Origin of the sequence: Caballeronia sp. GACF4 (assembly GCF_023631025.1) — a bacterium.
GTDB lineage: Bacteria > Pseudomonadota > Gammaproteobacteria > Burkholderiales > Burkholderiaceae > Caballeronia.
The window spans coordinates 202,810-224,422 of the sequence record NZ_JALQDW010000004.1 but is presented as its reverse complement, the minus strand read 5'-3'; the positions used below and the strand labels follow the sequence as shown (position 1 = coordinate 224,422).

Genomic DNA, 21,613 nt, shown 5'->3' with positions numbered 1-21,613 from the left:
GCGTCTTACTGAATGATAATAATTCGCATTAACGCAAGCTATCGCGAACGACCATGATCGTCTGTGTCTGCAAAGCAGTTTCCGACCGTAAGATCCGCTCCGCCATCGCCGATGGAATGGAATCCTTCGACGAGCTCCAGTTCGAGCTTGGGGTCGCGCTATGCTGCGGGAAGTGCGAAGCAAGCGTGCGCGACGTCATGGCGACGAGCGGTGTCTGCGCGTCGCGCTGTGGAATGGAACAGCGCGAACATGCGCAAGTCGCGCCGCTCACGTTCTACGAACGCCAGGCTGCCTGAAGTTGCGCGGGGCGCGACCGAGATAGCGCTCGGCGCCCCGCTGTCGGCGAAGCGCGCCGCTTGGTTTCTTGATCGCTTATCGCAAGCCAGGTTCCGATCACCTACGCCAGCCACGCAACTCTTTGCCCTTAAGGAGGGAAAGATGGAATTGCTGATTGGTTTCGTGGCTACTCTATTCATATCCCTCATTATTTTCAGAAAATGATGTCGTTTGGTTTCTTCCGCGCCGAACCAGCGAACGTACGTAACTTCGATGGCCGCGCTACTGGCAACACCGCAAGCAGCGAATAAGAATGCAGTCCCCGACAACCTCTCCCGCTGTATTCGACACGACGACGCCGAGCAATTTGAACCCGCGCGTGGTGGCCGCGTGCGTCGCCGTGCTGGCGATTCACGCCGCGCTCTTCGGCGTGGCGCTCACCATGCATCGCGAGCCGCTGCCGCGCCCCGTCGAAGCGAAGACGATCACCGCGCAATTGATCAGCGAAACGCCGGCGCCCGCGCCGCAGCCTGTCGCCGTGCAGTCGCCACCGACTCCCGAGCCGCCGAAACCGGTTCCAAAGCCGCAGCCCAAACCGAAGGTCAAACCCAAGGTCGAGCCGAAGCCCACGCCGATGCCGGTGCGCGAAACGCCCTCGCAAATCGCCGCGCCCGCACCCGATCCCACACCGCCGGCCCCGACACCGCCCGCGCCAGCGCCCGTCGCGCCGGCCGCGCCCGCGATCGGAAAACCGACGATGGACCTGGCCGCGCCAAAGAACGTCGCGCGTCTGAGCTGCAACATCGCGCAGCCGGATTATCCGGCGATGTCACGGCGTCGCGGCGAAACCGGCACCTCGCTCGTCAAGCTGACGGTCGGTATTACGGGCAAAATCGAGAATGTGACGCTGCAAAAGAGCAGCGGCTCGCAGCGCCTCGACGACGCGGCGCTCGACGCCGTGCGCAGCAGCGCGTGCAGTCCTTACAAAGAGAATGGCGAAGCCATTCGGGCAACCGCCACGGTGCCATTCGTATTCAGTCTGAACGACTGACCGGCTTTTTATAGAAACAGGAACTGGAAATGAACAACTACGGGATTGCGCACGTCTGGGCGCAAGGCGACTTCGTCACACGCGGTATCGCGCTGGCGCTCGTCATCATGTCGGTGCTTTCGTGGACCGTGATCGTCGTCAAGGGATGGAACGTGCTGCGTCTCAAGCGCCTCACGAAGAACGCCGATCAGGCCTTCTGGCATTCCGACGACTTCAACGACGGCATCAAGAAAATCAGCAGCCAGTCGTCGAATCCGGCTGACAACCCGTACCTCGCGCTGGCGCTGGCCGGTCAGGAAGCGTCCGAGCATCATCATCAGACGCAGCCGCATCTGCACGACCGCATGGATGTGTCGGAGTGGATCACGCGATGCCTGAAAGACGTCATGGATGAAAGCGTCGGCCGCATGCAGGCAGGGCTCGCCGTGCTGGCATCGATCGGCAGTACGGCGCCGTTCGTCGGGCTGTTCGGTACTGTCTGGGGCATTTATCACGCGCTCCTGACAATTGGCGCGACGGGCCAGACGTCGATCGACCAAGTGGCGGGTCCGGTGGGCGAGTCGCTCATCATGACGGCCTTCGGTCTCTTCGTCGCGATCCCTGCCGTGCTCGGCTACAACGCCCTCACGCGCGCGAACAAGAGCGTCGTGACGAAGTTGAACCGCTTCGCGCACGGCTTGCACGCCTTCTTCGTGACCGGCTCGAAGCTGTCGTCGTCCAAGCGCACCAAGGACGCCACGTCCGAAAGCCTGCGTCTCGCGACGCGCGCATCGTAAGCGGAGGTTCAAGATGGCCATGAGCCCTTTCGCCGGCGATGAAGACGACGGCATGATGAGCGAGATCAACATGACGCCGCTCGTCGACGTCATGCTGGTGCTCCTCATCATTTTCCTCGTGACCATCCCCGCGATGCATCACGCTGTGAAGATCGACCTGCCGCACGCAAGCAGCCAGCCGCAAGACGAAAAGCCGTCGCATGTGGATGTCGCGATTCAAGCCGATGGCACGATCGTCTGGGACGAGCAGAAGATCGACGACGCGACGCTCAAGGCGCGCATTGCGCAGGCTTCGCAGCAAAACCCGCAGCCGGAGATTCATCTGCGCGCGGATCGCAAGGTGGCGTACGAACGCGTGGCCGATCTCATGTCCGCGGCCCAGGCGGGCGGACTCACGAAGATCGGTTTCGTGACCGAACCGAAAGCCGGCGGCAATTAAAGCAGCGCGCAACACAGCCGCAAAAAGTAAAAGGCCTTCATCGTCGGATGAAGGCCTTTTTTATTGCGCACTCGGCGCATTCGGGCAAGGCAATTACTTGGGACTCGAATAGCCCGAGCCGGAAGAATCGCCACATGCGGCAGCCGTCGTTGACACGGACAGCGCGATCAGCCCTATCAGGCTAACTATCAGAGTAGCCGTCAGTTTCCGCATAAGAAGCTCCTTAGCGAAAGGAATTTCAATATAACGCCGGCCATTCCCGCAAACAAGGTTTCGGCGATTGAATCTGTCCATCGCAAGCGCGCGCTTCAATGACATAAATGATGCCGCGCGCCGATTGCGATCAAACCGTTTCGCGTTCCGGCTGTTCGTTGACAGGACATTCTCCGGGGAAGCGTTTGCCGCCTTCGATCGACTCCACCAGAAAATCGACGAACGCCCGTACGGCCGGGACCATGCCCTGCCGCGTCAGGAAAACCGCATAGAGTTGCGGCGACGGAAACGTCCAGCCGGGCATCACGGGCGAAAGCTGGCCGGTTCTGAGCGGCGCGCCGTACATCATCTCGGGCAGCGCCGCGATGCCGACGCCGCGCATGACGGCTTCGCGGATCATCGAGAGATCGGCGGTGACGAGACGCGGCTCGTGCTCGAACTCGTGACGCGTGCCATCGGGCGCGATCAGTCGATACACATGGCGGCCATCCGCCGATGGCACATCGAGCGTGTCGTATTGCGCGAGTTCGGCGGCGGTCATCGGTGGCGCGTTCGATTTGAGAAGCGAAGGCGCGGCGACCAGCATCTGCTCGGTGCGCCACAGCGGGCGCGCGACCACGTTCGAACTCACGGGCGGCTCGGAGCGCACGCGCAAGGCGACATCGATCGCGTCTTCGAACAGATCCACCACACGATTGGTCACGCGCAGCACGACCCGCACTTCAGGGAATCGATGCATGAAGTCGGGCATCACCGCCGACAGAAACGTCTGCGCGATGGTCACCGGGACGCTCACGCGCACCGTGCCACGCGGTGAGTCACGCAGGCTTTGCACCACGTTGACGGCGGCCTGCGCCTCCACGAGCATTGCCTGACAGTGTTGATAGAAAAGCTGCCCCGCCTCGGTCAGCGCAAGCTTGCGCGTGGAGCGCTGCAAAAGGCGCACGCCTAGCGACGCCTCCAGCTCCGACACGCGCCGCGACAAGCGCGACTTGGAGATGCCCAGCACGCGCTCGGCCGCCGAAAAACCGCCGTGTTCGACGACGTGCGAGAAGTACATCAGATCGTTCAGATCGTGCGAATCGACTTTCATGGGACGTTCGGTTCGTTCGAGTTCGTTATCCGTGGCGGGACAATCCATTGCGCCACGAGGTCTTTTATCGCTAAATCCGGCACATATAATATCCCCACGTTCTACAAATATCGCTATTTCTCTTTTGGTGACGCGAGGCATTCCGATCATGAGCCGTACCATTTCCAGCATCATTCCCGCAACGCGCACGGTTGAAGGCGGCGGATTCGTTGTGCATCGCCCGTTTCCGACGCGTCTTCTGATGGACTTCGACCCGTTCCTTCTCCTCGATGAAATGGGCCCGACCGATTACGCTCCGGGCGAAGCCAAGGGCGCGCCGGATCATCCGCATCGGGGCTTCGAAACGGTCACCTACATGCTCGAAGGCGAGTTCGGTCACAAGGATTCGGCCGGCCATTCCGGCACATTACGTCCGGGCGACGTGCAGTGGATGACCGCCGGCGCGGGCGTTATTCATAGCGAAATGCCTGGCGAGGAATTCACGCGACGCGGCGGCCGCGTGCACGGCCTGCAACTGTGGGTGAATTTGCCGAAGCGCGACAAGATGACGACGCCGCATTATCAAGAGATCGCGTCGGCGCAGATTCCCGTCGCGACGAGCGACGACGGCAAGGTGCGCGTGAAGGTCATCGCGGGCGAAGCGCTCGGCGTGAAGGCCGCCATCGAAACACGTACGCCGATTCTTTATCAGCACTTTTCGCTGCAACCTGGCGCAAGAGTCGAGCATCACGTGCCGCGGGATTTTCGCGTGTTCGCGTATCCGTTGTCGGGCGTCGGTCTCTATGGGCCGCAGGGTCAACCGGTACGCAAACAGCAGATGATCTCGTTCAAGGACGATGGCGACACGATCATCCTCGCCGCCGGCGATGAACCCGTCGAAGTGTTGCTCATCGGCGGCGTGCCGCTCAAGGAACCTGTGGTGCGCTACGGTCCGTTCGTCATGAACACGGAAGATGAAATTCGCCAGGCCGTGACCGACTATCAGACAGGCCGCATGGGCGCGATCACGCACTAGGCACACCGAGCGGTATTCATCGCTGAACCGTATCGGCACGATGAAACGGCGCGGCACGAACGGGCGCATTGCGTCACAATGACCGTTCGTGCCGCGCCGCTCTTATTCGCGCCGCTATTCTTGCCGTACATCGCCATTCATAGGAGCGACGCATGTCTTCCGGACCTTCCGTGACCGCCAGCATCAGCGCTGCCGACTATCAGGTGCAGCTGCGCGACGGCACGCATGGCTGGGTCGCCGATGAGCCCGCGAGCCTCGGCGGCGCGGACACCGGTCCGGAGCCCGCGTCGCTGCTGCTATCGAGCCTGGGTGCGTGCACCTCGATCACGCTTCGCATGTACGCGAAGCGCAAGGGTTGGCCGCTCGAAGCGGTGCACGTCGAATTGTCGATGAAGAGCACGGCAGACGGCACGATCATCGACAGGCAGATCGCGCTCACGGGCGCGCTCGATGCCGAACAGCGGGAACGCCTCTTGCAAATCGCCAATGCGTGTCCGATGCACAAGGTTCTGTCCGGAGCGGTGCGCATCGACTCGGGGCTCGCTTCCTGACTTCCTGAAAACAGCCCGCACGGGTACATCGAACTATCCAGGGAAACGTCGTTTTGAATTTCGAACATCTCATCCAGATCAACGATCCGACCAATCCGCTCGTCGAGTCGCTCACGCGCGAACAACTGTGGGAAGGACTCGTGCTGCGCGCCGAGCAGCCGCAACTTTTCGTGCTCGGCCTCGATAGCTGCGACATCCTCTCGCGCGAGGGCGACGTCATGGAGCGCGAGCTGCACTACGGTCAGGCCGTGGTGCGGGACCGCGTTACCCTCACACCGGACAGCAGCGTGCGTTACGACATCCTGCCGACTGCCGAACATGTCGGCGGCTCGTTGACCATGGCGATCGAGCAGCCCGACGAGTTGCAACTGTTTCTGCGATTCACGTACAGCACCACCCTGCCCGAGAACGACGACGCAACGCCTGACGAGCGCCAGACCAAAGAGATCGTCAAGTCGGCTTATCGGGAATCGGATATCGACACGGTGCGGCTGATTCGCCAATATGCGCACGGGCGCCACGACGAAACGCCGCTACACTAGAAAGTTCAAGTCCTACATGAAGCGCGGCTATGACGGCCGCGCACCCATAGGAAACTCTAGTTGCAAATAGGAATAGTTATCATTTACTATAGACCCATCGAATCAACGAACGCACTCAAACGACATGACCGACACGCTGCGATCCACCACGCTCAGGCTTCGCCGTCCGGCAGTTCGCGATGCAGCCATCACGCGCCCGAAGACGGCTGCCGTGACGTCGGTGCGGGCATCGACGACATCGACGGATTCAGCCGATGCAACCGGCGATCGTTCGTTGCGCAGCGATACGTTACTGCAGGGGCGCAGTCATATCGCGATCGTGCATAACGGGGAGACCTATCAATTGCGCGCGACGCGTCTGGGCAAGCTGATCCTGACGAAGTAAGCGGCAAAGAGGTAAGGCAGAACAGCAGTACCGTGTATTGTGGGGACCACCTCGCCAAAGAGGTGTTTGGCCTTAGCCAGCGAGGACGACTTGCACGCGAGAATTTAGACCCCTTCGTGCAAACACCAGCCAGTCGTCGATAGCAAGCGAAGCCGCTTTTTTTGGTTCCCACCGATGTCATGTGCCCGAACGAGGCCATGCATTTTGTTCGATCGAACGGCACGCCTTCAATGCGAAGGCGTGCCGTTTTTATTGTGCGCGGGCTATGGCAAAAATTCGAACGCGTGCTTCGGACGTTCTCGCTTCAGACGTTTTCGATGCCAAGCGCCGCAATGCCCGCCCGCGCGATCGATGCATCCTGATCCGATTTCACGCCCGACACACCCACCGCGCCGACGATATCCGTTCCGACGAAGATCGGCACGCCGCCTTCGAGCATGGCCGTCATGGGCGCGCTCAGAAACGCAGTGCGGCCCTGCTTGATCGTGTCTTCGTACACCTTCGTTTCGCGCCGGCCGAGCACGGCGGTGCGCGCCTTGCCAGTCGCCATCTCGACCGTGCTCGCGCCCGTCCCTTCGAGCCGATGCAGATGCAGCAGATGCCCGCCGTCATCGACGATGGCGATGGTCACGTTCCAGTTGTGCGCCTTTGCGTGCGCCTCGGCGGCGGCGGCCATCAGCAGGACGTCTTCGTCGGTCAGTACGGGTTTGGTTCTCACTTGATTCTCACCTAATGGCGTTATCGGCTGAAGCCCCAGAACATCAAATACCAGGCGCTATCCGCGACGGCGAGCGCCGCGACAAACCATACCATCGTGAGTGCGCGCGGAACAAGCGTCGAGGAATAACGAGCCGAGACGCGCCACGCGAGCCAGGCACTCCACAAGTTGGCGACGCCAAGCAGCCCGAGGCGCAGGTCCGTCACCCACCACAGCGGCAGATGCTCCGCGCGCAGGAGCGAGACCGTGGTCGCCGACAAGCCAAGAAACACGCCGCATCCGGCGAGCGGAATCAGCGAGAGCGTCAGGTGATGCAGCCGCGCCGCGTTCATCTTGCCGAGCATGCGCGTGCCGAGCGCCAGCAGCGCGAGCAGCGCCGTGCCATAGACGAGACCCGTCGCGACGATATAGCCGATCACCATCGTGCCGTCGAGCCAGGAGAACACGTCGTTCTGCTCGGGATAATGCGTGAAGAGGAACCACGGCGCGTTGGTATCGAGCGGCCAGAGGATGTTGTGATCGATCAGCCAGCTCGCGAAGATCTGCTTGAGATCGACGAACCATGTGCTCACGGTCCAGTGGAACGCACCGATCGCGATGCCGAGCAAGCCGTACAGAATCAGCGCCGTGTCCCACGGATTCGCCGCCTTGTTGCCGAGCTCGACCACTTCCTCCGACGGCGAGCGCCACGTGAGCGCGATGGCATCGCGATGGCCGCTGCATCGGCCGCACATATGGCAGTCGGCGGCGCCTTCCATCTTGCGCAGGGGCACGAGCGGCGCGCAGTTGATCGGAATCACCCGATGCCCGTGCTCGCCTTCCTTGTACGAACGGCGCCACGCGTCTTCGCTGACTTTGTAGTGAAACGGCGCAAGCCGTGCGAGCAGCGAGAACACGCCGTTTACCGGGCAGAGGTACTTGCACCACACGCGCTTTTCGCGGCCATACAGCACGCCGACGATCATCGCGCCCACGGTCGAGCCGCCGAGCACGAGCAGCACGGCTTTCGGATATTGATAGACGCTCACCATCTGTCCGTAGATGGTCGTGAGTCCGAATGCGACGAACGGCCAGCCGCCCCAACGCATCCAGCGCGGAATCGCCCAGCCGCGGCCGAACTTGCTCGCGAACTCGGTGAGCGCGCCTTCCGGACACAGCACACCGCACCACACTCGGCCGAGCATGACCATCGACAGCAGCACGAACGGCCACCAGATGCCCCAGAACACGAACTGCGCGGCAAGCGTGAGGTTATTCCACAAATGCGCCGAGCCATCGGGCAGCGGCATGACAGCCGGCACGAGAATCAGAAACGCGTACACGGCAACCACGACCCACTGAATTCCGCGGATCGCGTTGCCGTGCCGTTGCATCCATTGACCGGCCTGTTGCAGCCGGCCGGGTCGTTGCAGAACAGAGCTCATGCTGGACGGCTCGCCGCCTTTTGTTTTTGCGCCATCTGATGATTGGAACGGCGCAGGAGAAGATAGATCACGATCCAGTAGACCGCGTAGGCAACCAGGTTCATGCCCGCCGGATGCGCGCGATAACCCGTGAGGGTGGCAACGAGCGAACCGAAGGTGCTCGAGTCGTCGAGCAGCGCGGACGAGTTCCACACCTGATTGACGATGACCGGCAGCACTTCCATGTCGATCAGTTTGTCGACGCCCGTCTCGAAGAGGCCGGCGGCGAGAAACAGCAGCATGATTTCGGTCACGCGAAAGAACGAGCGCCACGAGAAGATCTTGCCGCCGAGTTGCAGCACGTAGAACGTCAGGAGCGCGAGCGCGAAGCCGAGGATGATCGCGAGATATTGCGAAGCATCGACGTGTCCCGATTGCCCGAAGCCTACGCCATACAGAAACACGGCCGTCTCGCTGCCTTCACGCGCGATAGCCAGCGCAACCAGCACCGCGATGCCCCAGAACTGTCCGTCCTGCGTGCTCTTTTGCAGCGAGCTTTCCATGTCGCGCTTGAGCGTGCGGCCGTGACGCTTCATCCACAGGACCATCTGCACAATGAGCACGCAGGCGATCAGCACCATGCCGGTCTGGAAGTAATCCTGCGCGTTGCCGGACAGCACTTCCGTGAAGCCGATGAGCGCGGCGCCCAGCGCGATGGCGGCAACCAGCCCCGCGGCCACGCCGAACCACAGATAAGGCAGGCCGCGACGCGCCTGCTGGTCGCCGTTCTTCAGCCATGCGTACAGAATGCCGACGACCAGCAAAGCTTCGACGCTCTCACGCCAGACGATGAAAAGTACCTGCCCCATTTGAACCCCTTTGCGTTGCGTCACTTGCCCGCGCGGACGCACCGAAACACGCGCGCGGCACCGACATTTACTTGGCGACGATCACGCCTTGCGCGGTCTGATGAAAGTCGTCGAAGAACTTGTATTCGCCCGGATCGAGCGGCGCGATCACCACGAACGAATCGGCACCCGGCGCGAGCACCTTCTCCTTGCGCAACTGCACGCTTTCGAACTCGGCCGCGCCCTTGCCGACGTTATGCACTTCGATCTTGATGCGCTGCCCCGCCGGTACTTCGATGCGCGCCGGGTTCAGCTTGCCGTCGTTCATTTCGAGCTTGAAGGTCGGCAGATCGGCAGCGTGCGCCGCGCCAAGACCCGCTGCGACCGAGAGCAACATCGCCATCAGCTGGCTTTTCAATTTCATGCGGACTTCCTGATTGGTACGCGTCCGGCGGCGCAGCAAACTGCAAACCCCTGCCGGAACGCGCGAACGCCGTGCGCGAGCTTAGTACCCGCCCTTCTTGCCGATGCCCGCGAACGGGAAGTCGTATTCGATCGTGAACGGCTTGAACCACGGACCCACGCCGGTTTCCTTGTCGACGTGACGGCCAAACGCCATGTGGCCGGTTTCGGAAGGCGGCGAGATATGCAGCTTGAGGTGATATTTGCCCGGACCGAAGAGCTTGACGTTGTCGCCGTAGTGCGGGCCGTCGCTTGCGACCATCGCCATCAGGTCGCCCTTGACCGACTGCGTCGAGCCGGTTTTCGTGAGTTCATACGTCACGTTCAGATAGGGCATCCAGTCGCCTTCGGCGAAACCGGTCGGGTTGTTCTTGACCGCGTGAATATCCGCTTCGAGGTGGATGTCCGAATCCGATGCCTTGCGCATGATGCCTTCCGGCGCCATCGTGATTGGCTGCAGATAGACGGCGCCCGTTTCCATGCCGCCTTCGATGTGCTGCTTGCCGATCGGATACTCAGCAGCGGAAGCCGCCATCATCGCCGTGAGGCCTGCGGCGGCAACGAGGCCGCGCATCAACGTTGAACCCATCAAACACTCCTGTTGTTATCGATGGCGCGCGTGACATTGGCGCGCCCTTTCCACCGAACTCCGGCGCTCTAAAAAGGCGCGCCGGCGCAAAAAAATGACTGTGGTGCCGGTTCGTTAGCGCGAAGCAAAAAACCGCTTCCAGAATCTGGAAAACGTTAATACGAACCATTCTCAATGTTCGTCAGTTTAGCACCCTTCACCACTCGGGACAAATTAGCGCGGGCTTACAAAAGCCTGCTGCGGCAAGGCTCCGGCGGGCTTGCAGCCAACTCGCGGTCCATTCACGGCCGATAAAAAAACGCGGTGCGCCTTCCGGCTCGCCGCGTCGCTTGAGACAGAACGATGAAAACTTGCTTTCTTTCGCCTTACTTTCCGCCGATGCCGGTGATGTGATCGCCCACGTTCGCGCCGAACACGCGTTGACGTAACAGCGCCAATTGGTCGCGGGTCTGCGCCGCCTTTTCGAATTCGAGATTCTTGGCGTGATCCATCATTTGCTTTTCCAGCCGCTTGATTTCCTTTGCGAGCTGCTTCTCGGTCATGTCCTCGAACTTCGCGCGCGTCTGGGCTTCCTTCAGTTCGGCGCGCGCGTCGTCGGCGTTGTAGACGCCATCGATGATGTCCTTGATGCGCTTTTCCACTCCGCGCGGCGTGATGCCCCGCTCGAGGTTATGCGCCACCTGCTTGGCGCGGCGCCGCTCGGTTTCGTCGATGGCGCGCTTCATCGAGTCCGTCATGTTGTCGCCGTAGAGGATCGCCTTGCCGTTCACGTTGCGCGCCGCCCGTCCGATTGTCTGGATCAGCGAGCGCTCGGCGCGCAGGAAGCCTTCCTTGTCCGCGTCGAGAATGGCGACGAGCGACACTTCAGGAATATCCAGACCCTCGCGCAACAAGTTGATGCCGACGAGCACATCGAACGTGCCGAGCCGCAGATCGCGGATGATTTCCACGCGCTCGACCGTGTCGATATCGCTGTGCAAATAGCGCACTTTCACGCCGTGATCGGCGAGAAATTCGGTCAGTTGTTCGGCCATGCGCTTGGTGAGCACGGTAACAAGCACGCGTTCGTGCACCGCGACGCGCGCGTTGATCTCGGAGAGCACGTCGTCGACCTGCGAGCGCGCGGGCCGCACCTCGATTTCGGGATCGACGAGACCCGTCGGCCGCACGAGTTGCTCGGCCACTTGCCCCGCTTTCTTCTGTTCGTAGTCGGCGGGCGTCGCCGAGACGAACACGGCCTGGCGCATCTTGCGCTCGAATTCGTTGAACTTGAGCGGCCGGTTGTCGAGCGCGGACGGCATGCGGAAACCGTAATCGACGAGATTTTCCTTGCGCGCGCGGTCGCCGTTATACATGCCGTTCAACTGGCCGATCAGCACGTGCGACTCGTCGAGCAACATGATGGCGTCGGGCGGCAGGTAGTCGACGAGCGTCGGCGGCGGTTCGCCGGGCGCCGAGCCCGAGAAATGCCGCGAGTAATTCTCGATGCCCTTGCAAAAACCCAGTTCCTGCAGCATTTCCAGGTCGAAGCGCGTGCGCTGTTCGAGCCGCTGCGCCTCGACGAGCTTGCCCTGGCTATGGAAAAACTCCAGCCGCTCGCGCAGTTCCAGCTTGATGGTTTCGATCGCGCGCATGACGGTGTCGCGCGGCGTCACGTAATGCGACGACGGATACACCGTGAAGCGCGGAATCTTGTTGCGCACGCGGCCGGTGAGCGGATCGAAAAGCTGCATCGACTCGATTTCGTCGTCGAACAATTCGACTCGCACCGCCATTTCCGCGTGTTCCGCCGGAAAGATGTCGATGGTGTCGCCTCGCACACGGAACGAGCCGCGCTGAAAATCCGCCTCGTTGCGCGTGTATTGCATGGCGATCAGCCGCGCGATGACATCGCGCTGGCCGAGCTTGTCGCCTACGCGCAGCGTGAGGATCATCTTGTGATACTCGGACGGATTGCCGATACCGTAAATGGCCGACACCGTCGCCACGATCACTACGTCGCGGCGTTCGAGCAGGCTCTTGGTCGCCGAGAGCCGCATCTGCTCGATATGCTCGTTGATCGACGAATCCTTCTCGATGAAGAGATCGCGCTGCGGCACATACGCTTCCGGCTGGTAATAGTCGTAGTACGAGACGAAGTACTCGACCGCGTTGCGCGGGAAAAACTCGCGGAATTCGGCGTAGAGCTGCGCGGCGAGCGTCTTGTTGGGCGCGAAAACGATGGCGGGCCGGCCCAGACGCGCGATGACGTTGGCCATCGTGAAGGTCTTGCCCGAGCCGGTCACGCCGAGCAGCGTCTGGAACGAGAGACCGTCGTCCACGCCCTCGACGAGCGTCTTGATGGCCTCGGGCTGATCGCCCGCGGGCGGATACGGCTGATAGAGCTGAAACGGCGAGCCTTCGAACGTGGCGAACTTCGATTCGTCCAGTGCGTCGGGCGTTTCGATAAGGGTATCGGACATGGAGAGGGGAATCTTCTTAGTCGGCGCCGGAGCAAACACCTATTCTAGCGGCTGCGGCGAAAGTGGCGCGGGCGGCCTCACGGAGGCGGAATCGAGCAGGTTGGGACCGTTGGGTGGAAGTCAAGCAATGGCGCGCGAGGCGGCGCCGCTGTTCCGTCGATGCCGTCCAATCGAGGCTTGCGCGCATGCCGGACAAGGCTTTCAACCGGCCGAAGCCCATGCGCTTATTCATGCTCGCGAGAAAAAAGCGCGTACATAGAATAAGGCTCGATCCGAAATGCAGCGCCGGATTCGATACAATATGCGACTGGGCTTCGAGGGGGCGCCCCGCACGACCGCGCCGCCAACGACGTCACGCGCCGCTTTTTCGAGCGCCCAAGCATCGTTCTTCCCGCCGCACGTCTTCCTTCCACTGCCGATAGATCATGTCTCTTTTCTCTGCCGTCGAACTCGCTCCCCGCGACCCGATTCTGGGCCTCAACGAAGCCTTCAACGCCGACCCGCGCCCGACCAAGGTCAATCTGGGCGTTGGTGTCTACACCAACGAAGAAGGCAAGATTCCGCTTCTGCGCGCCGTTCGCGAAGCTGAAAAAGCACGCGTCGATGCAGCGCTGCCGCGCGGCTATCTGCCTATCGACGGCATCGCCGCGTACGACTCGGCCGTCCAGACGCTGCTCGTCGGCCGCGACTCGCCGCTGATCGCTTCGGGCCGTATCGTCACGGCGCAGGCGCTGGGCGGCACGGGCGCGCTCAAGATTGGGGCGGACTTTCTGAAGCGCGTGAATCCGGGCGCGAAAGTCGCGATCAGCGACCCGAGCTGGGAAAACCATCGCGCGCTCTTCGAAGGTGCGGGCTTCGAGGTCGTCAACTATCCGTATTACGAAGCGGCGACGCATGGCGTGAACTTCGCGGCCATGCTCGACGCGCTGAACGGCTACGCGGCCGGCACCATCGTCGTGCTGCACGCGTGCTGCCATAACCCGACCGGCGTGGATCTGACGGACGCGCAGTGGGCGCAGATCGTCGAAGTCGTGAAGGCGCGCAACCTCGTGCCGTTCCTCGACATCGCGTATCAAGGCTTCGGCGAAAACATCGAAGCCGATGCCGCCGCCGTGCGCCTCTTCGCCGCGTCGGATCTGAACGTGTTCGTGTCGTCGTCGTTCTCGAAGTCGTTCTCGCTGTATGGCGAGCGCGTTGGCGCGCTGTCCATCATCACGTCGAGCAAGGAAGAGTCGTCGCGCGTGCTGTCGCAATTGAAGCGCGTGATTCGCACCAACTATTCGAACCCGCCGACGCACGGTGGCTCGGTGGTCGCGGCCGTGCTGGCATCGCCGGAACTGCGTGCGCTGTGGGAACAGGAACTGGGCGAGATGCGCGATCGTATCCGCGCCATGCGTAATGGCCTCGTCGAGCGTCTGAAGGGCGCTGGCGTGGATCGCGACTTTTCCTTCGTCGACCGTCAGCGCGGCATGTTCTCGTACTCGGGCCTGACCGCGCCGCAAGTGGACCGTCTGCGGGAAGAATTCGGCATCTATGCGGTCAGCACGGGGCGCATCTGCGTGGCTGCGCTGAATCTGCGCAATATCGATGTCGTCGCCAACGCAGTGGCAAGCGTGCTGAAGTAAGGCATTGCACGCGCGTTTGCTGCAAAAGAAAATGGCGTCCTTCTCATGAAGGGCGCCATTTTTTGTGGCCTGTGCGCGGCGTTTCGCCGGCGTCTATATCGATTCGGGACGTGCCGGCGCGTTGGGTCTTGCGTCGTCGTCATCGACTAAGCCGTAGGAAATCGCGCGCGCCAATTCCGCGCTCACGCTTGCCACGCCCGAACGCTCGTGACGCTCGACGGCTAACCGGGGCTCGCCCGCGTGCATGCAGAACGTCAGTACGAGCGGCAACAGGATCGCGGCGGGCCAATAGGTCGATATTGTCTTTTTCATGGGATTACCTCTGTTCGTCGTCGCATCAAGCGCATGAATGATGCCCACTAAGCGACTATCGAATTTTACGGAATCGCCGACATCTTAAAAAGACGCTGAAAAGCAAAGCTTCGTTGCGTGGCGGACAACGAAAGGTAGTCAACCCACGGCTTTGAAATTGCAACAAGAACGGGCCAATCGTCATAAAACCTTACAAAGTTCTTGGGGACATCGGAGCACGCCGGGTGTCTTATTGTTATCACTGCAACGAACTAATCAACGACATGAAATCCGCAGTTGCTGGACTTTTGATCGCGTCATCGGCTTTGGTACTAGGCGGCTGCGCGGTTTATCCCGATGGATCATCCTACGGTGGCGGATATCCCGCCGCAGGCTACGCCGATCCCGGCTATGGCTACGACGCGTACGGCGCGCCGGTGGTCGTTCAGCCCGGCGTAGCGGTGGGCGGCGGCTACTACTCCGGTCCTGGCCCCGCTTACTACGGTCCTGGCCCCGGCCGCTATTGGGATGACGGTCCAGGCTGGCGTCGTCCGCCATCGGGCAACTGGAATCGCGGGGACTATCCGCGTGGGCGCCCGCCGCAAGGAAATAATCAACCGCAACAAGCGGGCGGCGGACATCAGCCGGGTGGTGGTCAGCCACCGCAAGCCGGTGGAGGCCGTCCAGTGGGCGGACCGCCGCCTCAACAGGCAGGCGGAGGCGCGCCGTTGCCGCGAGCCGTCGGCGGCGTCCCGCCGGGACGTCCGCAGGCGCCCGCCGCGAATCCTGGCGGAAACGGTGGCGGCAATGGCGGCTACCATCGCGGTGGCGATCAAGGCGGTGGCGCCGGTGGCGGTGGCGGACACGGCGGCAACCAGCGAAGCTCGCTCGGGCCGATCGGCGGATAACGCGTCGATTGCGCAGAGCGCTAGAAAGCCGTGCCGGGTCGAACCGGCGCGGCTTTTCACATCGCTTTCGTGGAAACACGCTCACCCGAGATGCGTGCCCTTCGCCTTGTACAGTTCGCGGAAGGTGCGCCCGACCGGTGCGGGCATATCGCGTGTTTCGGTCCATCCGGCGCCGAATGGCATGCGCGATATCGTCTTTCTCTTTCCGCCCATGACTTCAAGCACGCGCACCGCGAGTTTCGTGAAAAGCGCATAAGCAATTGGCCGAAGCGCGAAGTAACCCCACACGGCGAGCGCCACGCGTTCGGTCCAGGGGTGCAGATGGCGTTCGGTCTGCTTTTCGCGCAGTTTGCGCAGCAGGTCGGACAGCGGAATACCCACCGGGCACACGCTGTTGCATTCGCCGCATAGCGTTGCGGCTTGCGGCAGATCGAGCGCCTTGTCGATGCCCACATAAGCCGGCGTCAACACCGAACCCATCGGTCCGGGATAAACCCAGCCATACGCATGACCGCCGATCTTTTGATACACCGGGCAGTGATTCATGCACGCGCCACAGCGAATACACCGCAGCATCTCCTGAAACTCGCCGCCGATAAGCCCGGTGCGCCCGCCATCGACGAGCACGAAATACATATGCTCGGGCCCGTCCTGCTCGCCCATCGCGCGGGGGCCGGTCAGCAGTGAGAAGTAATTGGAAATGGTCTGCCCGGTCGCCGAACGCGGTAGCAGACGCATTGCGGTGGCGAGATCTTCGAGCGTCGGCAGAATCTTTTCGATGCCCGTCACCGCGACGTGCACGCGCGGCATCACGGTACACATGCCTTCGTTGCCTTCGTTCGTGACAACTGCCACCGAGCCGGTTTCCGCGATCAAAAAGTTGCCGCCCGTCACGCCCATATCGGCGGACATGAAATGCGGGCGCAGCACCTCGCGCGCCTCGCGGGTCATGTCGGGGATGTCCGTGAGACGCGGCTTGCCGTGCGTCTTCGCGAAGAGATCGGCGATCTGCTCCTTGTCCTTATGAACCACGGGCGCAATGATGTGGCTCGGCGGCTCGTTGTCGTTGATCTGCAGGATGTATTCGCCGAGATCGGTTTCGATGGACTGCACGCCCATTTCGCCGAGCACGCGATTCAGTTGCATCTCTTCCGAGACCATCGACTTGGTCTTGATGACCTTTTTCACGCCATGCGCGCGCGCGATGTCCGCGACGAGCCGCGCGGCATCCTGCGTCGATTCCGCGTAGAGCACGGTCGCGCCACGGCGCGTCGCCTCGCGTTCGAAGGTTTCGAGCCATACGTCGAGGTTGTCGAGCGCGCGATTGCGGCGCTCCTTTAGCGCGGCGCGCGTCGCCTCGAAGTCGATATCGAGCACCGCGCTCGCCCGCGCGCTCACGAATTTGGTCGAGAGCTTGGTGAGGTTCTGCTGCAGACGCTCATCGGCGAGTTTGCTGCCGGCGCGCGCCTTGAAGTGCATCGTCTGGACTTGCATGGGCTCGCTCGTTCTCAGTTGCGGATGGAGTCGGATGCGTCGCCGGCAAGCACTTGCGCGATATGCAGCACACGCGTGCTCGTGTCGCCGGTGCGCCTCAAGCGCCCTTCTATATTCAGCATGCAGCCGAGATCGCCCAGCACGACGGTAGCCGCGCCGCTCGCCTTGATGTTGGCGCATGTTTCATCGACGATGGCCGTCGAAATGTCGCCGTACTTCACCGCGAACGTGCCGCCGAAACCGCAGCAATGTTCGCAGCCCGCCATCTCGGTCACGGGCACGCCCGCTTGTGCGAGCAAATCGCGCGGCTGCGCCTTCACGCCGAGTTCACGCAGGCCCGAGCAGGAATCGTGATAGGTCACGGCGCCTTCGAACACACCGGGCTCCATGCGCGCCTTGGCAACATTCACGAGAAAATCGGTGAGTTCGAAGACGCGCGGTTGCAGGCGCGCGAAGCGATTCATGAGTTGCGGATCGTCGCGGAAGAGATCGCCGTAATGCGCGCGGATCATTCCGCCGCACGAACCCGACGGCACCACCACGTAGTCGAATTGTTCGAATTCCCGCAGTGTCTTTTCGGCGAGATCGCGTGCAAGTCTGCGATCGCCGGAGTTATACGCGGGCTGGCCGCAGCAGGTTTGCGCGGGCGGCACGCTCACCGTAAAACCCGCGCGCTCGATCAGCTTGATGACCGAAAAGCCGATCTCCGGCCGCATCATGTCGATGAGGCACGTGACGAATAGTCCGACTTGCATGGTGGAGCGTTTCCTGTTTTATCGAGATTTTCTAAGACGCACGCCGATTATCCGCGAAGCGGCGGTGGTTCGGGCACTCCCCAACCGCCGACCGCGTTTTCACATTATGAGATACAATTGCGCATCCGTAGTTTGACGCATCAACCGATTTCCACGATGAGCGATACGAACCCGGAATCCAAAACCTCCATTCAGGTGATCGAACGCATGATGCGTCTGTTGGACGCGCTTGCCGGCCACACCGATCCCGTCAGCCTGAAGGAACTCTCCCAAAGCACCGATCTGCATCCTTCCACGGCGCACCGCATCTTGAACGACATGGTGCTGTGCCGGCTGGTGGACCGCTCCGATCCAGGCACGTATCGGCTCGGCATGCGTCTGCTCGAACTAGGCAATCTGGTCAAGGCGCGCCTTTCGGTGCGCGAGGCCGCAATGCCGCCGATGCGCGAACTGCATCGGCAAACGGGACAGACGGTCAACCTCTCGGTGCGTCAGGGCGATGAGATCGTCTATATCGAGCGGGCTTATTCCGAACGCTCCGGCATGCAGGTCGTGCGCGCGATCGGTGGACGCGCGCCGCTGCATCTGACTTCGGTCGGCAAACTCTTCCTCGCCGCCGACGAAACCACGCGCGTGCGCGCCTACGCCATGCGCACGGGTCTTTCGGGCCACACACAGAACAGCATCACCGATCTGTCGAAGCTGGAACGTGAGCTGTCGTTCGTGCGGCAACAGGCTTGCGCGCGCGATAACGAAGAACTCGAACTGGGCGTGCGCTGTATCGCGGCGGGCATTTACGACGATACCGGGCGGCTCGTCGCGGGCTTGTCGTTGTCGGCGCCGGCCGATCGGCTGCAGGACGCGTGGCTCAAGCAACTCAGTCATACGGCGCTGGAGATCTCGCGCTCGCTGGGTTATCACCCCGAGCCGGTTGCAGCCGCATCGCGCTGAATCTTGCGTTAGACACGCTGCTTCAAAGACAAAAAGCCGGACGGGTCGAGAGACCCATCCGGCTTTCTGCTTATTCAAACTTGCTTAGGGGTTCGTACCGCTACCCATGTCCGCACTCATGATGCGTGGTTCGCCGAGCGTATCGAGGAACGAACGCAGGCGGCCGGCATCCGCGAAACGCGAATACTTGCCGTAGGAATCGAGCAGCACGATCACGACCGGGCGGCCGTTGACCGTTGCCTGCATCACCAGGCACTCGCCCGCTTCGTTGATGAAGCCGGTCTTCTGCAAACCGATATCCCACGACGCATTACGCACCAGCGCGTTCGTGCTGTTGTAGGCGAGATTGCGCTTGCCGGTGAAGACTTCGTAGCTGCGATCCGTCGAGAACTTGCGGATGAGCGGATATTGATACGCCGCGTTCACCATCTTCACGAGATCGCGTGCGCTCGAAACGTTGAGGCTCGTGAGACCCGTGGAGTTCTCGAAATGCGTGTCGGTCATGCCGAGCGACTTCGCTTTCGCGTTCATTGCCGCGATGAAAGCCGGCCGGCCACCCGGGTAATAGCGCGACAACGCGGCCGCCGCGCGATTTTCCGATGCCATGAGCGCGATATGCAGCATGTCCTCGCGATTGAGCTCCGAGCCGACGGCGAGCCGCGAGCCCGTGAACTTCTCGTAATCGCGATCTTCGTCGGTCACCGTCATTTCGTCGGTGAGCGGCAAGTGCGAGTCGAGCGTGACCATTGCCGTCATCAACTTGGTGATGGACGCGATAGGCACGACGGCGCGCGAATTCTTGTCGAAAAGCGTTTCGGACGTGTTCTGGTCCACCACATAGGCCACGCTCGAACGCAGCGCCAGGCTGTCGGGCGTTTCATGCAGACCGAACGCCGAACCGACCGAGGTGGCACGCGGCTGATACGCCACCGAGTGCACTGCGGCGCGGCGCGAGCGCGGGTCCATGCGGTAATTCACTCGACGCTTGCGGGAAGCCCGGGGTACGTCGTCGTCTTCGGCGGCGACCTTGGCTACGCGGGCGGCACGGCCCGATTTCGCCGATGTCTTCGCCACACGAGCAGGCTTTTCGGCCTTCTCGGCGGAAGCAGTGGACTTCGCGGATTTCTTGACGGATTTGGTTGCGGTGGCGGTTTTTGCGAGGGCTTCAGCCGGAGCCGCTGCAAAGGACGTCGCTACGGCGATGGAAATGGCGATCGACAACGCGGAGCGCAGCGCTACGCCATGAACCACCTTAAACGACGAAAACATTTCGGTTTTCATTAGTGTTCTGTTGGGCGGCTGGAGAGTACCGCCAAGTGTAGTGAAGCTACGAAATTTAAGCAATATTAAGCACTTATCGGCACTCGTTAAACCGAGTTGTAAGCCACGATTGCTTATCGTTACACAACGCGCGCTTTGATCGGAAAAAACGATCGCGCTTTGCAGCAGTGCTGCCAACAGTGCGCTTTTATGCGGGACGACAAGCGCACTATCGGCAAAACTTTCTGCAACTTGAGCCAGGAATCGCGGATTCGGGTCTGGAAGACAGCGAAGCGAAAATTCGAAGAAGGCTGCGTGCGGTGGACGGATGCGGCGTCAACACAACAACAACGCAACCGACAGTCGAAATGTTAACGTCTCTTCAACAATTTGGTGTACGGCGCCATCCTAAAAATAGGACTTACTACAGAAACATCTCATCTTTCTTGTCGATGCGAGTCTCCAGCATGCGCATCGACGGGACATGATTCTGTCGTCTTAGCGTGCTTTCATAACGCTCCAATCCGGTTGGAAGTGTCTCGCAACGCCACGCCCTGCAGCGGTGCATAGGGTTTTCACCGAGCAGCAGCGCATGCGGCTGCGATCTGACTTAAGCCATTGTTTAACAAGATCTTTCGGCCTATTGTGCAATGCACAAAAAGCGCTTGACATCTATCGGAATATCTCTAAAATGGCTTCATGTTGCGACGCACCAATCGCACTTTGCAGTAACCGGCCGCAACGGCGCGCCGGATCTACCAAACCACGACCCGCGTTGATGGGTCGACTATCAGGAGCCTGAGATGACCCTGTTGACCCCCGAGCAAATCGCCGCCGCACAAAAAGCTAACTTCGACACGCTGTTCGGCCTCACGAACAAGGCATTCGAAGGTATCGAAAAGCTGGTCGAACTGAATCTGCAAGTCGTGAAGTCGACCCTGGCCGAAAGCCAGGAGAACACCCAGCGCGCGCTGTCGGTCAAGGACGCACAAGAACTCCTCTCGCTGCAAGCAAGCCTCACGCAGCCGGTCGCCGAGAAGGTTCTGTCGTACGGCCGTCATCTGTATGAAATCGCGTCGTCCACGCAGGCTGAATTCGCTCGCGTTGCTGAAGCTCAGTACGAAGAGCAAAACCGCAAGGTGCAATCGCTCGTCGACAACGTCGCGAAAAACGCACCGGCTGGTTCGGAAACCGCAGTCGCAGTCATGAAGTCGGCCATCACCGCCGCCAACACGACGTACGAAACGGTTCACAAGGCAACGAAGCAAGCTGTCGAAATCGCTGAAAGCAACTTCAACGCAGCCGCCACGGCCGCCACGAAGGCCGCTACGCAAGCGACCGAACAAGCTACGCGCACCGCCAAGAAGACGGTTGCGTAAGTCCGAAGCCGGGTTCGCCCGGTTGACGAAGCAAGAATCACGAAAAACCCGGCCTCGCGCCGGGTTTTTTGTGGTCTGTTGGTTCGGAAAAACGGCTTTCGCTTCACGCATTCGAGCGGGCAGTTCA

General features: G+C 61.2%; 23 protein-coding genes. 12 read left to right on the top strand and 11 right to left on the bottom strand.

Annotated features, from left to right (window positions below; genetic code table 11):
• Window positions 1–53: 53 nt before the first annotated feature.
• From NCR40_RS04865 to NCR40_RS04850, 4 genes are all read left to right on the top strand, one after another.
• A complete protein-coding gene (locus tag NCR40_RS04865; RefSeq protein ID WP_244827624.1) occupies window positions 54–296 on the top strand; it encodes a (2Fe-2S)-binding protein in 243 nt (80 codons plus the stop codon).
• 293 nt (window positions 297–589) lie between these two features.
• On the top strand, window positions 590–1,327 hold the full coding sequence (locus NCR40_RS04860; protein WP_250508860.1) for an energy transducer TonB: 738 nt from the start codon (window positions 590–592) through the stop codon (window positions 1,325–1,327).
• A gap of 29 nt (window positions 1,328–1,356) precedes the next feature.
• Complete coding sequence (locus NCR40_RS04855) at window positions 1,357–2,103, top strand: MotA/TolQ/ExbB proton channel family protein (RefSeq protein ID WP_244827622.1); 747 nt, start codon at window positions 1,357–1,359, stop codon at window positions 2,101–2,103.
• Between the two features lie 13 nt (window positions 2,104–2,116).
• Complete coding sequence (locus tag NCR40_RS04850) at window positions 2,117–2,542, top strand: ExbD/TolR family protein (protein ID WP_244827621.1); 426 nt, start codon at window positions 2,117–2,119, stop codon at window positions 2,540–2,542.
• A 343-nt stretch (window positions 2,543–2,885) separates the two neighbouring features.
• Here NCR40_RS04850 and NCR40_RS04845 read toward each other — a convergent pair whose 3' ends face one another.
• Window positions 2,886–3,848, bottom strand: coding sequence for a LysR family transcriptional regulator (locus NCR40_RS04845; protein WP_250464354.1), 963 nt, complete (start codon window positions 3,846–3,848; stop codon window positions 2,886–2,888).
• Between the two features lie 148 nt (window positions 3,849–3,996).
• Between NCR40_RS04845 and NCR40_RS04840 the strand changes: the two genes are divergently transcribed.
• The 4 genes from NCR40_RS04840 to hemP all read left to right on the top strand — a co-directional run bounded on the left by NCR40_RS04840 (window position 3,997) and on the right by hemP (window position 6,341).
• The gene (locus tag NCR40_RS04840) at window positions 3,997–4,863 is read left to right on the top strand and encodes a pirin family protein (protein WP_250508859.1); all 867 of its coding nucleotides are present in this window, start codon (window positions 3,997–3,999) and stop codon (window positions 4,861–4,863) included.
• A 152-nt stretch (window positions 4,864–5,015) separates the two neighbouring features.
• On the top strand, window positions 5,016–5,414 hold the full coding sequence (locus NCR40_RS04835; RefSeq protein WP_250508858.1) for an OsmC family protein: 399 nt from the start codon (window positions 5,016–5,018) through the stop codon (window positions 5,412–5,414).
• A 53-nt stretch (window positions 5,415–5,467) separates the two neighbouring features.
• Window positions 5,468–5,956: an SRPBCC family protein gene (locus tag NCR40_RS04830; RefSeq protein ID WP_244827617.1), complete on the top strand. Its 489-nt coding sequence runs from the start codon at window positions 5,468–5,470 to the stop codon at window positions 5,954–5,956.
• 124 nt (window positions 5,957–6,080) lie between these two features.
• Window positions 6,081–6,341 carry a hemin uptake protein HemP gene (hemP, locus tag NCR40_RS04825; protein ID WP_244827616.1) on the top strand — a complete coding sequence of 87 codons (261 nt, stop codon included), beginning with the start codon at window positions 6,081–6,083 and terminating at the stop codon, window positions 6,339–6,341.
• A 304-nt stretch (window positions 6,342–6,645) separates the two neighbouring features.
• Here the strand turns inward: hemP and NCR40_RS04820 are convergent, their stop codons facing one another.
• From NCR40_RS04820 to uvrB, 6 genes are all read right to left on the bottom strand, one after another.
• On the bottom strand, window positions 6,646–7,059 hold the full coding sequence (locus NCR40_RS04820; protein WP_244827615.1) for a GlcG/HbpS family heme-binding protein: 414 nt from the start codon (window positions 7,057–7,059) through the stop codon (window positions 6,646–6,648).
• Window positions 7,060–7,079: 20 nt separating this feature from the next.
• Window positions 7,080–8,483: a 4Fe-4S binding protein gene (locus NCR40_RS04815; RefSeq protein ID WP_250508857.1), complete on the bottom strand. Its 1,404-nt coding sequence runs from the start codon at window positions 8,481–8,483 to the stop codon at window positions 7,080–7,082.
• Complete coding sequence (locus tag NCR40_RS04810; RefSeq protein ID WP_244827613.1) at window positions 8,480–9,331, bottom strand: FTR1 family iron permease; 852 nt, start codon at window positions 9,329–9,331, stop codon at window positions 8,480–8,482. The genes NCR40_RS04815 and NCR40_RS04810 overlap by 4 nt, the downstream gene beginning before the upstream one ends.
• A 67-nt stretch (window positions 9,332–9,398) precedes the next feature.
• Complete coding sequence (locus NCR40_RS04805) at window positions 9,399–9,734, bottom strand: cupredoxin domain-containing protein (RefSeq protein ID WP_244827612.1); 336 nt, start codon at window positions 9,732–9,734, stop codon at window positions 9,399–9,401.
• Between the two features lie 81 nt (window positions 9,735–9,815).
• Window positions 9,816–10,361, bottom strand: coding sequence for an iron transporter (locus tag NCR40_RS04800; protein WP_370652099.1), 546 nt, complete (start codon window positions 10,359–10,361; stop codon window positions 9,816–9,818).
• Window positions 10,362–10,726: 365 nt separating this feature from the next.
• A complete protein-coding gene (uvrB, locus tag NCR40_RS04795) occupies window positions 10,727–12,823 on the bottom strand; it encodes an excinuclease ABC subunit UvrB (protein WP_244827610.1) in 2,097 nt (698 codons plus the stop codon).
• Window positions 12,824–13,248: 425 nt separating this feature from the next.
• On the opposite strand from uvrB, the gene NCR40_RS04790 reads away from it, so the two are divergent.
• Complete coding sequence (locus tag NCR40_RS04790) at window positions 13,249–14,448, top strand: amino acid aminotransferase (protein WP_244827609.1); 1,200 nt, start codon at window positions 13,249–13,251, stop codon at window positions 14,446–14,448.
• 93 nt (window positions 14,449–14,541) lie between these two features.
• Here NCR40_RS04790 and NCR40_RS04785 read toward each other — a convergent pair whose 3' ends face one another.
• Window positions 14,542–14,760, bottom strand: a complete 219-nt coding sequence (locus tag NCR40_RS04785; RefSeq protein WP_250508856.1) for a hypothetical protein — start codon at window positions 14,758–14,760, stop codon at window positions 14,542–14,544.
• A 263-nt stretch (window positions 14,761–15,023) separates the two neighbouring features.
• Here NCR40_RS04785 and NCR40_RS04780 point away from each other — a divergent pair, with 263 nt between their 5' ends.
• A complete protein-coding gene (locus NCR40_RS04780) occupies window positions 15,024–15,647 on the top strand; it encodes a hypothetical protein (protein ID WP_244827607.1) in 624 nt (207 codons plus the stop codon).
• Window positions 15,648–15,728: 81 nt separating this feature from the next.
• On the opposite strand, the gene NCR40_RS04775 is transcribed toward NCR40_RS04780, so the two are convergent.
• Window positions 15,729–17,141: a lactate utilization protein B gene (locus tag NCR40_RS04775; protein ID WP_250508855.1), complete on the bottom strand. Its 1,413-nt coding sequence runs from the start codon at window positions 17,139–17,141 to the stop codon at window positions 15,729–15,731.
• A gap of 14 nt (window positions 17,142–17,155) precedes the next feature.
• On the bottom strand, window positions 17,156–17,896 hold the full coding sequence (locus tag NCR40_RS04770; RefSeq protein ID WP_250508854.1) for a (Fe-S)-binding protein: 741 nt from the start codon (window positions 17,894–17,896) through the stop codon (window positions 17,156–17,158).
• A 156-nt stretch (window positions 17,897–18,052) separates the two neighbouring features.
• On the opposite strand from NCR40_RS04770, the gene NCR40_RS04765 reads away from it, so the two are divergent.
• On the top strand, window positions 18,053–18,847 hold the full coding sequence (locus NCR40_RS04765) for an IclR family transcriptional regulator (RefSeq protein WP_244827604.1): 795 nt from the start codon (window positions 18,053–18,055) through the stop codon (window positions 18,845–18,847).
• Window positions 18,848–18,931: 84 nt separating this feature from the next.
• Here NCR40_RS04765 and pbpG read toward each other — a convergent pair whose 3' ends face one another.
• The gene (gene pbpG, locus NCR40_RS04760) at window positions 18,932–20,128 is read right to left on the bottom strand and encodes a D-alanyl-D-alanine endopeptidase (RefSeq protein WP_244827603.1); all 1,197 of its coding nucleotides are present in this window, start codon (window positions 20,126–20,128) and stop codon (window positions 18,932–18,934) included.
• Window positions 20,129–20,910: 782 nt separating this feature from the next.
• Between pbpG and NCR40_RS04755 the strand changes: the two genes are divergently transcribed.
• Complete coding sequence (locus NCR40_RS04755; protein ID WP_244827602.1) at window positions 20,911–21,486, top strand: phasin family protein; 576 nt, start codon at window positions 20,911–20,913, stop codon at window positions 21,484–21,486.
• Window positions 21,487–21,613 lie beyond the last annotated feature (127 nt).